The sequence below is a fragment of the Agromyces mediolanus genome, assembly GCF_023715325.1.
In the GTDB taxonomy this organism is placed as follows: Bacteria; Actinomycetota; Actinomycetes; order Actinomycetales; family Microbacteriaceae; genus Agromyces; species Agromyces mediolanus_A.
Genome location: NZ_JAMBNX010000011.1, coordinates 118952 through 130512 on the forward strand (window position 1 = coordinate 118952; position 11561 = coordinate 130512).

Sequence of the window (11561 nt, forward strand, 5' to 3'; positions counted from 1 at the left end):
GATGGGCCGCCGCCATCCGGCAGCTGGGATGAGGCGGTCGGACCGTTCCTCAAGCTCGAAGGCGTGCGGGCCCGACTGGGCAACGTCTCGGAAGCCGCAGTGCTTGAAGCGGTGAGCCGAGGCGAACTTCTCGCCTTGCCAGCCGAGACGCTTCTTTTCCCGCGGTTCCAATTCGACGGAGGGTTCCCCGGTTTGCCACACTTGCCGGCTGTGCTCAGCGTCCTTCGGACCGCGTTCGATTCCCCATGGACGCAAGGGCTCTGGCTGAACAGTCCGGTACCGTCCTGGAGCGGCGCGACGCCCGCCCAAGAGCTCGCTGCTGGGCACACCGGGCGAGTGTTCACACTCGCCCGCGCGGACGCTCAACGCCGCAAGTCGTAGACGGTCGGCGGGGAACCGCCGCGAAAAGCACTCGGCTCGGCTCACACCGCCGGGAAGCCCAGTTGGACACCTGGCTGGGGGACCGCGTTCTACGCCGCGCCCCGTCAAGGTTGTGACCACTCGTCCTCGAGGGCGGCGGTGACGTCTGCCCAGGGGATGCGTTCCTGCTCCAATCTGAGTGGCGACCCGTTGGAGGTGAGCGCGTCAAGCGCACGACGTTCCTCGTCGGTCAGGTTTGGCTCAGGAGCGTCGACCCGACCCGTGGGATCGATGTTCGCAAGCCGGCCGTGTCTGGTGAAAGTCGCCTCGTCCATCAGGATCGATCGCAGTTGCGGCAGATGGGTGCGTGCGCGTGAAAGCAGCATCAGTCCGGCCCGGTCAAGGTCGCCCCAGTACAAAATACGGGCCGGCAGCCAGGGCAACACTCCGAGCGCGTCGAGGAAGTTCCCGAGTGAGTGGACGATCACCAGTCCTTGCCGGTCGGGGACAGGTAAGGCTGACTCCTTGTTCTCCACGATGAAGACGACGGATGGGGAAAGCGGGAGCGCTGCGATCTCTTCGATGGGCGCCCGGAGATGACGGATGCCCGCGACGAGGCGCCGGTCGGCTGCATCAGCAAGGATGACATCAATATGGGAAGGAAGTGGGCGTAGCCCGAGCGCGTCGAGCATTTTCGGATCCACCTCATCCTGGCCGTCGGCCTCGATGTCGGCGTTGATGTTGGTATCGGTGTCGGTGTTGTTCAGGTCCAGCGTGGCTGCGACCAGGCTTCGGTGCTTGGCGAGCCACTTGGTGTGGAGGCCTTCGACGGGCACTTGCCGGATGGTCAGCCCTGATCGGGGGTTGCCTCGGAACCACCTGTTGACTCGGAGGAGCACGGGGAACTCGTAGTCGTCGAGTTCCACGATTCGTGCGAGTTGCGGGCGCAGGGTGCTGCGGCCTGACCCGGCCTCGATCAACCGGGCGAATCGGTCTTGGGCGCGCCGCCAATGCGCAGCGTCACCGTCATCGAGCGCAGCGAGCGAGTCCACGTCGGGAATGTCGAGGTGCGTGTACACGTCCTGGGTCCCGAACGGCACCCGCCGGGTCGCCTGCCGCAGCGACAGGTGCGGGTGGAACTCCACCCAAGCCCGCCATGCCAGCAGCCAACTTCGTACCTCGTCTTGGTCGCGGGCGATGGTGGCAGCATCGGGCTGGTCCAGGGCAAACGAGAACGGTCCCGCCGGCGGGGTATCCAGCCAGTCCCGCCACCGGGATTGATAGCGGCGGTGGGCGGCCTGGACGATCTCATGCGGGTAGCGCATCAGGGATGGACCTCGTCGTTCAGCTGGCTGTCGAGGCTCAGTGCCTCCTGGATGGTCATCTCGTAGATGTGCACCCCGGATGCGTTGTTCGTGTCGGTGCTGATGTAGGCGACATTGTCGACATGGCCTTCGAACGCGGTCGCCTTCTCCCTGGGCGCACCGATGATCAGCTGGAATCCGAGCGCCGCCAGCGCACCCAAGGCCCGGCCGGTGTAGTCGGAGTCTGCCTTCACGAACCCTTCGTCGAGGACGATCGACGCATAGGTGGGCGGGTGCTCACCGCCTTCGCCGAGTCGATACCGCAGCGCCGCACCGAGGATGAATGCGATGAGTTCCTGCCCCTCCCCTCCGCTCATCCCCGAGACCCCGTCGTGGACGATCTCGACCCCGTCCAGACGGGTCTCGATCGCACGGAACTCGACCTGCTCGCGCGCATCGAAGACCCGCTGCCGCCATGCTTCCCCTGTCCTGCTGAGGTCATCAAGTTGACGCAGGTCGGCGCGGAGCCTGAGGAAGTCGCGTTCGATGACCGCCTCATCGTCGGTGGCCAAAAGACCCAGCGTGTTGGAGGTATGCACGCTGATCTTTCGGACCAGTTCGGTGAGCTCCGCGCTGCGCCGCTCGGTCGACTCGATCGTCAGCGTCGACCCTTCGCGGAATGGAACCGTCTTCAGCACCTCCTTGATCGGATTCAAGCCGCGATGGATCTCGTGCCGGTCCTGGTCGATCTGGGTGATCAGGGCGCGCAGCTGACTGTTCATGTCCTCCTGGACCTTTTCCAACCAGCGTTGCTTACGGCTCGGAAGATCGTCCTTCACCAGCTGGTCGCGGATGGCGAGCATTGCCGGCAGGGCGGCGATGTCATCGTCAACCTCGTTGTACGCCTGGTCGTCCAGATTCCGGTATGCACGGATGATGCCGATGATGATGCGTTCTCCGGCGCGACGGTCCTCGACGTGGCGTTCGACCTGCGCTTTCAGATCAGTCACCGCCCGGTGGTAACTCGCACCGATCGCCGCCTTCAGCCCAGTGCCGGTGCGGATGTCGAACTGGGGCGGCACGAACCCGAGGTCGCGGACGGCGTCCTGCTCTGCCTCGTCAAGCGGTACCCGCCCGTCCAGACTGTCGAGCGTTGCATCTTGGACTTCGGCCAGTTGCGCCCATACCTCGTTCATCCGGTTCAGCTGCTGCCCGAGGGTGGCGGCTTCGACGCCGGTGGTCTGAGCGTGGTTCTGGGCCGCGGTGAGCTGGCGTTTGAGAGCAGCCATCTCCGGGGTGTTCGCTTCCGCGATCTGTGCGGTCAGGACCTCGATGCGCGCCCTCATGGGCTCGGTGTCGAGCTTGTCCCAGTCAAGCTGCCCGATCAGCGCGTCAAGCTCCGCAGCACGGTCGCGGACGGACTGGTGCGTGGTCGCTGCCGTGTTCGCGGCTGCTTCGGCGAGCCGCAGTTCACGGTCGGCGGCTTCGCGTTGCGCCTCGAGGTCCTCCCGCAGCCGAATCGTGTCCCACCCAATCCACCGGTACTTGATGGGCGAGTCGTCCTTCACGAAGCGGTCCTGCGATTCGGTTCGCATTCCCGCGCGGGTGACGCGACCATGTGCTCCGGGCGGGACGGGCCCGTCCAGATCCCGGTCATCTTCCACATAGACGCAGGAGAAGCGGTTCACAAGCTCCGACTGCACCCAGGAACGGTACGGGCTGTCGGCGACCTCCAGCAGTTCCGGGATTGTCCCGGCCACCGTGGGCCTCACCTCCCGCACCGGCCGCACCCGGGAGAGGCGAACGACCATGCCCGTGTCCGTTCCGTTGACGTAGCTGCGGACCGCACCCAAGTCGTCCTCGTCCACCACGAGATAGCGGGCGGCGTTCAACAAGACCGCCAGCACCGCCTTCTCCCACCGCTGATGTTCGGGCTTGATCTGCAGCAACTCACCGAAGTACGGCATCCGCTCGATCGGGACACCGGTCGCCCGATGGATCGCCTCCCGCAAGTCCCGGGCCACTTTCGGCACATTGCTGCGATGGTCGAGATCATTGATCTCCGCCCCGAGCTCACGAACCGTCTTCTTCAACTCCCCGAAGGAGTACACGGCAGCATGCGACTCCGCCAGCAGCCCCTCTTCGTCCGCATGCAGACGGGCCAGTAGCGCTTCCGCACTCTCGCGCAGCAGCCCCAGATCCCCAGCCGAAACCGGGAGTGCGAGGTTGAATCGGCCCAGCTTCTGCTGCAGCTCGGAACGGCGCTGCTCGATCTCGGCGAGCTTTTCCATCGTGGTCTCCAGGCGAACCGCCAACGCCTGGCTGCGGTCACCGCCGTCCGCGACGATCGCGGCGAGCACATCGTCGACACTCTGGCGTGCTGCGGTATCAGCCTTGACGGCGTCCTGGTGGGCGTCCTTGATCTCAGCGTGGGCGAGCTTCGCATCCTCGGCCAAGCGGGTCGCCCAGTCATGCAGGCGCTGGTCGTGCCACACCTTCAGCCGATCACGGTCGCCGTCGTGGGCAGAGTTCAGCAGCCGTTGCTTGTGAATGTAGCCGCGTTCGGCGACGTCGTACCGTTCGGCGGCCTCGGGCAGGTCAGCGAGTGTCCGGAGCCGCTTGCGGGCTCGCTCGAACTCATCATAGAGGCGGGACGCCTCTCGATAGGCGTCCAGGGCGGTCGACCAGCGATCCAGCGCCAACGGTCTGGTGAGGACGAACTCCTTGAACAGGGTGTTGATGTTGAAGATGCCCTTGGATGCCTGGGCCCGGCGCAGCAGCTGCATGGCCAGCTTCTGCGACTCCTCAGTCCGCCCCATGGCCATCGCGGTCCGCATGCGCTGGTGGATCCGCCCCTGAGAGGGGTCGATGAGGTCCCCGCGCCCCTCGTCGATGAGCTGTGCGAGGGTGTGCCGGGTAAGCGGAGAAGACCCGGCCCGGTTCCCGGTGATCCCGTCCAGGCGTCGCAGGTCGAAGTCGTCGTGCACTATGCCGTAGATCGTCGCCGCGTTGATCACGTCCGATGTGGTGGTCTCCGCCGCCACCCAGGCGAGACGGAAGACGGTGATGCGGCGGCCATCGTCGTGCGCCCACGTGACAGCGGCACCGCTTGGGAATCCTGGCCCGCCCACTGGGCGGAGAAAGGTGGTGGTGTCACTGCGGCGGTTGTTCTCATCGCGACGGCGGTCAGTCAGCCCGCGCGCGTACGTGTACACAGTGCGTTCACGTTTGCCGCCCTTGTCATCGCGGGCGGCTTGGTTGAACTCCTGCGGGTTCGGCAGGATCACCGACGCGATCGCGTCGAGCAAGGTCGACTTGCCCCGACCGGAGGGCCCGAGGATGGCCGTGCCGCCACGACTGGCAAGCATCTCTTTTCGGCCGTGGTAGGCACCCCAGTTGAGCACCTGCACCCGTTCGATGCGGAACTGGCCGGGGGTGTCATGGGCACTCACCATTGGCTCGAACCGCCTTCTTCTTCACCTGGGAGGACCGGGTCCTCACCCTCAGCCGATACCAACCCCTTCCGGTAGATGGCATCCAGGCGGGCGATCTCCTCGATTCCGACCAACGCCGGCAGGGCGGGCGAGATCGTGAACAGGTAGTCCGCGTCGCGGTCCTGCTGCAGCAACTTGAGTTCCAGCAGCAGGCCGATCGCCGTGCTGACTCGATTCTCAAATCCCACCGCGTTGCCGTTGCCTTCGTGCCGGTAGGCGCGGAGGAACTCTTCAAGCTCGGTGCGGGTGACCGTCACCGGGCCGTCTTCCCCGTCGGTGTATGCGCATTCCCCGCGCAGGAAGATCAGCAGGAACGACGCATCCCGCGAGAGCGGACGCTCCGATTTCAGCAACCGTTTCGGTGCCTCCTCGCCATCAGTCCGGCGTTTGAACACCACCCGTTCGCCCTCGTCAATAATCAGGTCGAAGTAGAGGTCTGCGAGTCGGTCCAAGAGCTCCGATCGGTAGGCGATCAGGGTTGCCCACCAGCTGTCGTTGGACTGGCCGGGGCGGACGACGAACCGTTTGGTGAGGATCTCGGCAAGGACCCGACGGGCAGCGTCGGGAAGCCCGCCCGGCCGCGCCTCACCGAACGCATGGTCGACGCCCCAATCGCCGTCCGGATCAGTATCGATGGCAATCTCCGACTCCGCGTCGTCATGTGCGTCGATGGTGCTCATGCACTCTCCTTGGAATCGAGGCGGATCGGCTCGTGGAAGCTGAGCTGTGGCAAGATGACCCGGAGCGCTCGCTCAGGATCAACACTGAAGGCGACCGCGTCCCGGGAGCTCGTGTCCACCGTCCCGAAGCTGATCGCCAGGTCCAGCAGGGTGACCAGTGCCCCCAGTCGTTGAAACTCTGGCGGGGTACTTTCGAACGCTTCGGCGCCGGTGACGACGCCGGACCGCTCGAGGAGCAGATTGATGGTCCGGGCCACCGCGCGCGGAGAGGTCCCGGCGGCCAGCCGCAGTGCGGCCCGGTCCGAAACTGGCAGCCGTGCCTGATCCTGCTCGGACACGACTGCCATCGTCTGCTGTCGAGTCTCGGCCCACAGCCGAAGGCCCGATGCGTCAACGACGGAGGCGGTGCCGACTCTCAGGACGTCATCGTCCAGATACCGGCGACCGGGAACTTGGACCGCCCATTCGGCGCCCGCAGCGAGCGCCTGCTCCGCCAGCGCCAGCAGCCGGCGATGCCGCCCCGATGCGGCTCGGGTCAGGAAGCGTCGCAGAGACCCCGTCCAGCGCACGTAACTCTTCTGGACGGCCAACTGCTCGTTCAGCAGGGTTGAGTACAAGGTCTCCAGCTGCTCCCGCTGCGCGCCCGACATATGCTCCCGGGCGAAGTCCTGGTCCAGGATCATCGCGACATCCTCACGGAAGGTGTGCGCGTCGGCCTGGCTCAGCGCTTGGGAGAACCCGCGATAGGAACGCCCCTCCGCCGTCTGGCTGAGCAAGTCATGCTCATGCAGATAGTCGTCGACCAACTGTGCTTTCGTCGGCCCGTCAGTGAGGGCTCGTCTGGCCACCGCTTGGTGGCGATCTTCGACCAAGGTGCGCAGCTGCCGGAAGTCTGCCGGCAACGACCGTGTCATTCCGAGCACCTCGTTCAACTGTTGGCGCATCTCCTCCACCGTCGCAAGCCGCTGCCGGCCGCTTCGAATGTTCTCGCGTCGCACCTCGAGCTCGCGGATCTGCTTGTCGAGTCGTTCGACCTGTGCCTCACGGTCAGGATTCGTCATCGTCGCCAGCGAATGCACGGCGGAAGCAATGTTGTTCAATCGCGCCCCCGTCACCGTGGACTCGCCATCGACGAGCTCCCGGACAAACTGGATCGCACGCAACGAGTACGCAGAGAGCCGGTAGTGCACCCGTCCACCCTCGTACTCCGCCTCGAGCCATCGATCATCGACCCACTTCCGGCAATGATCCGCAGGAGAACGGTCCGACTTCCATTGCGTGGCGACTTCCAACGCCTCGGCGACCCGCTCATGGAACCACTCGGCGGAGACCGGCGCCTCTGCCGGCTCTAGATGCTCAGCAAACAACGGCAGCACCCAATCGCGGCTGTAGGAACCGAGCAGCTTCAACGTCGGATTCCGCTCCAACGCGGTCGCAAGCTGGCCCGGCTCAGCGGTCACATCATCCCCCCAACGCTCTCAAGCGGCGTGCCCACCACTCATGGCTACCCGATGCCCGCTCTCATATGACGCCGCCGCACGGGTGTGTCCGCGACATCTACTCACCCCCAATGCAGGTGCGCCACGCACCCGGACCGCCTCAAAGAGAGCGCTGTTTCAACGGCGCGTTCACAGCTTCGCGGTTTGAGTGCCGGCCGGAGAGCAGCCCCTACGAGCACTCCCCAGCCGGCGAGCCCGGTGATCGTCGCGTACCCGGTCAGCGCGAGCGCGACGAGCACCGTCCACACCGTGGCGAGGACCGCCGCCCAGCGCACGCCGAGGGCCGCGAGCCCGGAGGCGGCGACGAAGAGCGGAAGATCGAAGAGCGCGACGAGCTGCGGGTCGAGCTCGCCCAGAGTCGCCTCGCGCACGAGTGGCAGGGTAAAGACGCCCACCCACCAGGCGGCTCCCGCGATCGCCTGCAGGGCGAAGTAGCTCCGCCCCCAGACGGCGTTCATCGCGGAAACCCCTACATCGGCGCCATGTCGGCGAACTTGGAGAAGTGGCCCTGGAAGGCCACGGTCACCGTGCGGGTGGGACCGTTACGGTGCTTGGCCACGATGAGGTCGGCCTCGCCGGCTCGAGGGCTGTCGCGCTCGTAGGCGGACTCGCGATGCAGCAGGATGACCATGTCGGCGTCCTGCTCGATCGAACCCGACTCGCGCAGGTCGCTGATGGCGGGCATCTTGTCGGCGCGCTGCTCGGGACCACGGTTCAGCTGCGAGAGCGCGATGACCGGCACCTGCAGCTCCTTCGCGAGCAGCTTCAGCGCACGGGAGAACTCCGAGACCTCCTGCTGGCGGCTCTCGACGCGCTTGCCGCTCGTCATCAGCTGCAGGTAGTCGATGACGACGAGCTTCAGCCCGACGCGCTGCTTGAGTCGGCGGCACTTCGCCCGAATCTCGACGAGCGTCATGTTGGGGGAGTCGTCGATGTAGAGGGGCGAGTCGTTGATGCGGCCTCGCGTCGAGGCGATCGTCGTCCAGTCGCGCGAGTCGACGCTGCCCTTTCGCATGTTCTGCAGTGGCACGTTCGACTCGGCGGAGAGCAGACGCATCGCGATCTCGCTCTTGCCCATCTCGAGCGAGAAGAACACGGAGGGCAGGCCGTTCGTGATCGACGCCGAGCGCGCGAAGTCGAGCGCGAGCGTCGACTTGCCCATCGCAGGACGGGCGGCGACGACGATCATCTGCCCGGGGTGGAAGCCGTTCGTCAAGTCGTCGAGGTCGGTGAAGCCCGTGGGCACGCCGGTCATCTTGCCGTCGGTGTGCTTGGCGGCCTCGATCTCGTCGATCGCGACGGTGACCGCGTCGGAGAGCGGCACGTAGTCTTCGGTCTCGACGGAGCCGGTGACCGAGTAGATCTCGGCCTGCGCGTTGTTGACGAGGTCGACGACCTCGCCTTCGCCCGCGTAGCCCATCTGCACGATGCGGGTGCCGGCCTCGACGAGCCGGCGCAGCAGCGCCCGCTCGGCGACGATCTCGGCGTAGAAACCGGCGTTCGCTGCGGTGGGCACGAGGCTCGTCAGCGTGTGCAGGTACTCCACGCCGCCGGCGCGCTGCAGCTCGCCGGACTTGGTGAGCTCGTCGGTGACGGCGATGACGTCGGTCGGCTCGCCGTGCGAGTAGAGGGTCAGGATGGCGTTGAAGACGACCTCGTGCTTCGGCACGTAGAAGTCGACGCCACGGATCGTCTCGATGACGTCGGCGACCGCGTCCTTCGAGAGCATCATGCCGCCGAGCACGCTCTGCTCCGCGAGCAGGTCGTGCGGCGGGGTGCGTTCGCCTCGCGGGGCTCCGCCGTCGTCGACCGGCTCGGCGAGTCCGATGTGAGCGATCGACACGGTGATGACCTCCGATTCGGGGACGGCGGGTGGGCGCAGCACGCCCACGGTTCCGTTGTATCCGGGACCGCCGACATGATCGCGCTGGATGCCCCCGACCCACGCGCGCGAGACGATTGCTTCACCATAAGGAAGCACCCATCCACATACAAGCCAGCCTGTGGATAACTCTGTGGACAATCTGGGCGAAACGCCGACCAACATGTGCACTCCGCCTGTGGACAACTGTGGAAATCGTGCGAATTACATCAGTTGAATTTCTAGTTGACCTGGGCTTTATTCAATCCACACCTGTGGGGGAAAACTTTCTCGAGATTGCACGGATGAGCCTCACTCACCTGTGTACAAACATGTTGAAATCTCCGGAATGGGGGACTTGTGCGAGGGCTCCGACAGGTGTAGTCCCGGTGAACCATCCGGAAACGACGAAGCGGCGGCACCCATCGGGTACCGCCGCTTCGTACGGGGTGCGACTACTTGGCCGCGATCACCTGCAGGGTGATCGTCGCGGTCACGTCGTCGTGCAGACGGACGGAGACCTCGTGGTCGCCGACGGTCTTGATCGCGGTCGGGAACTCGACCTTGCGCTTGTCGATCTCGCCCAGGCCGGCAGCGGCCACGGCGTCAGCGACGGCCGACGTCTTGACGGAGCCGAACAGACGACCGCCGAGGCCGGCCTTGACGGTCAGCTTGACTTTGCCGTCCTCGAGCTTCGCCTTGAGCGCCTGCGCGTCCTCGAGGGAGTGCAGCGCGCGAGCGGCACGGGCCGCCTTGATCTGGTCGACCTGCTTCTGGCCACCACGGGTCCACGGGGTCGCGAAACCCTGCGGGACGAGGTAGTTGCGGGCGTAGCCGTTCTTGACCTCGACGACGTCGCCGGCGGCACCGAGCCCCGAGACCTCGTGCGTGAGGATTACCTTTGCCATTTTCGTGCTCCTTAGCGGCCGGAGCCCGAGTAGGGCAGGAGCGCCATCTCGCGCGCGTTCTTGACGGCGCGGGCGATGAGGCGCTGCTCCTGCACGGAGACACCGGTGATGCGACGGGCACGGATCTTGCCGCGCTCCGAGATGAACTTGCGAAGGGTCGCGACATCCTTGTAGTCGATGACGCCGACCTTGACGGACTTCGCGGGGGCGGCGTTCTTCGCGCCCTTCCGCGGCTTGCGGCGGTCGCCGCTGCTCTTTCCAGCCATGGATCTTTCCTGTCTGAGTGAATACGTTCTGTTGCGCCGGATGCCTCAGCTCGAGGCATCCGATCGCGGGCCCTGCTCCGGTGCGGAGCGCTCGGGCTTAGAAGGGCGTCTCGTCGCCGTAGCTCGTGCCCGGCGTGTTCCACACGTCGCCGCCGCCCGCGCCGCCGCCGCTGTTGCCCGACTGAGCCGGAGCGGACGGGGCCCACGCGTCGTCGGACTGGCCGCCCCCGAAGGAGCCGCCTCCGCCGACACCGCGGTTGGACTGCGCGCGGGTGACCTGAGCGGTCGCGTACCGGAGCGAGGGACCGATCTCGTCGATCTCCAGCTCGATGGTGGTGCGCTTCTCGCCTTCCTTGGTCTCGTAGGAACGCTGCTTGAGCCGCCCGGAAGCGATGACCCGGGAACCCTTGGTGAGTGAACCGGCGACGTGCTCGGCGAATTCACGCCAGCAGCTCGCACGCAGGAACAGTGCTTCACCGTCCTTCCACTCGTTCGACTGACGGTCGTACGTGCGGGGAGTGGACGCGATGGTGAAGTTGGCAACCGCGAGTCCGTTCTGCGTGTAACGCAGCTCGGGGTCTGCAGTGAGGTTGCCCACCACGGTGATGACGGTCTCGCCGGCCATGAGGACTAGGCGTCCTTCTTGGCGGCAGCGGCGGCCTTCTTGGCGGCCTTCGCTTCCTGGGCCTTCGCGTACGCGGCGACCTGGGCGATGGCCTCTTCGGCGCGGAGCACCTTGGTGCGCATGACGGCCTCGCTGAGGTTCAGCTGGCGGTCGAGCTCCTTGGTGGTCGCGGGCTCAGCGGTGAAGTCGACGACGGCGTAGATGCCCTCGGCCTTCTTCTTGATCTCGTAGGCCAGCTTGCGACGTCCCCAGATGTCGACCTTGTCGACCGTGCCGCCATCGTTGCGGATGACGTTGAGGAACTTGTCGAGGCTGGGAGCAACGGTGCGCTCGTCGATCTCGGGATCGAGGATGACCATCAGCTCGTATTGGTGCATGACGTACCCACCTCCTTCGGACTCAGCGGCTCCCGAGCGTGTCTCGGGAGCAGGAGGGTGTTCATACTGTGCGTCGTGGAGGCCGCGAACGCGGCACACGGGCAACCTTCACAGTGTAACGGATGCCTCGCCCCCGCGCCATTTAGCCCGCCCCGCGCGCGCCCCTTCCCCCGCGCCCCCCTTCCCC

The 11561-nt window shown here is 65.9% G+C and carries 10 protein-coding genes; all 10 read right to left on the minus strand.

Features of this window, described 5'->3' with window-relative positions; genetic code table 11:
• Positions 1 to 485: 485 nt before the first annotated feature.
• The 10 genes from M3147_RS17120 to rpsF all read right to left on the minus strand — a co-directional run bounded on the left by M3147_RS17120 (position 486) and on the right by rpsF (position 11374).
• Positions 486 to 1685 (minus strand): Wadjet anti-phage system protein JetD domain-containing protein, encoded by a 1200-nt coding sequence (locus tag M3147_RS17120; RefSeq protein ID WP_251204630.1) that lies wholly within the window; start codon positions 1683 to 1685, stop codon positions 486 to 488.
• Positions 1685 to 5119: an ATP-binding protein gene (locus M3147_RS17125; RefSeq protein ID WP_251204631.1), complete on the minus strand. Its 3435-nt coding sequence runs from the start codon at positions 5117 to 5119 to the stop codon at positions 1685 to 1687. Before M3147_RS17125 ends, M3147_RS17120 begins: the two co-directional genes overlap by 1 nt.
• A complete protein-coding gene (locus M3147_RS17130; protein WP_251204632.1) occupies positions 5113 to 5838 on the minus strand; it encodes a DUF4194 domain-containing protein in 726 nt (241 codons plus the stop codon). The genes M3147_RS17125 and M3147_RS17130 overlap by 7 nt, the downstream gene beginning before the upstream one ends.
• Positions 5835 to 7298, minus strand: a complete 1464-nt coding sequence (locus M3147_RS17135) for a DUF3375 family protein (RefSeq protein ID WP_251204633.1) — start codon at positions 7296 to 7298, stop codon at positions 5835 to 5837. The genes M3147_RS17130 and M3147_RS17135 overlap by 4 nt, the downstream gene beginning before the upstream one ends.
• A 101-nt stretch (positions 7299 to 7399) precedes the next feature.
• Positions 7400 to 7795 carry a hypothetical protein gene (locus M3147_RS17140; protein ID WP_251204634.1) on the minus strand — a complete coding sequence of 132 codons (396 nt, stop codon included), beginning with the start codon at positions 7793 to 7795 and terminating at the stop codon, positions 7400 to 7402.
• 11 nt (positions 7796 to 7806) lie between these two features.
• The gene (gene dnaB / locus M3147_RS17145; RefSeq protein WP_251204641.1) at positions 7807 to 9180 is read right to left on the minus strand and encodes a replicative DNA helicase; all 1374 of its coding nucleotides are present in this window, start codon (positions 9178 to 9180) and stop codon (positions 7807 to 7809) included.
• Between the two features lie 473 nt (positions 9181 to 9653).
• Positions 9654 to 10106, minus strand: a complete 453-nt coding sequence (gene rplI / locus M3147_RS17150) for a 50S ribosomal protein L9 (RefSeq protein WP_189083989.1) — start codon at positions 10104 to 10106, stop codon at positions 9654 to 9656.
• Between the two features lie 11 nt (positions 10107 to 10117).
• Complete coding sequence (gene rpsR, locus M3147_RS17155; RefSeq protein WP_189083988.1) at positions 10118 to 10372, minus strand: 30S ribosomal protein S18; 255 nt, start codon at positions 10370 to 10372, stop codon at positions 10118 to 10120.
• Between the two features lie 97 nt (positions 10373 to 10469).
• On the minus strand, positions 10470 to 10997 hold the full coding sequence (locus M3147_RS17160) for a single-stranded DNA-binding protein (protein WP_251204635.1): 528 nt from the start codon (positions 10995 to 10997) through the stop codon (positions 10470 to 10472).
• A 5-nt stretch (positions 10998 to 11002) separates the two neighbouring features.
• Positions 11003 to 11374: a 30S ribosomal protein S6 gene (gene rpsF, locus M3147_RS17165; protein WP_189083986.1), complete on the minus strand. Its 372-nt coding sequence runs from the start codon at positions 11372 to 11374 to the stop codon at positions 11003 to 11005.
• Positions 11375 to 11561: the final 187 nt, after the last annotated feature.

What these genes read in the sequence shown, in the direction of transcription:
- M3147_RS17140 (WP_251204634.1), bottom strand. Translation starts at nt 7,795, where the DNA reads ATGAACGCCGTCTGGGGGCGGAGCTACTTCGCCCTGCAGGCGATCGCG.
- rpsR (WP_189083988.1), bottom strand. Translation starts at nt 10,372, where the DNA reads ATGGCTGGAAAGAGCAGCGGCGACCGCCGCAAGCCGCGGAAGGGCGCG.
- M3147_RS17125 (WP_251204631.1), bottom strand. Translation starts at nt 5,119, where the DNA reads ATGGTGAGTGCCCATGACACCCCCGGCCAGTTCCGCATCGAACGGGTG.
- M3147_RS17130 (WP_251204632.1), bottom strand. Translation starts at nt 5,838, where the DNA reads ATGAGCACCATCGACGCACATGACGACGCGGAGTCGGAGATTGCCATC.
- rpsF (WP_189083986.1), bottom strand. Translation starts at nt 11,374, where the DNA reads ATGCACCAATACGAGCTGATGGTCATCCTCGATCCCGAGATCGACGAG.
- M3147_RS17160 (WP_251204635.1), bottom strand. Translation starts at nt 10,997, where the DNA reads ATGGCCGGCGAGACCGTCATCACCGTGGTGGGCAACCTCACTGCAGAC.
- rplI (WP_189083989.1), bottom strand. Translation starts at nt 10,106, where the DNA reads ATGGCAAAGGTAATCCTCACGCACGAGGTCTCGGGGCTCGGTGCCGCC.
- M3147_RS17120 (WP_251204630.1), bottom strand. Translation starts at nt 1,685, where the DNA reads ATGCGCTACCCGCATGAGATCGTCCAGGCCGCCCACCGCCGCTATCAA.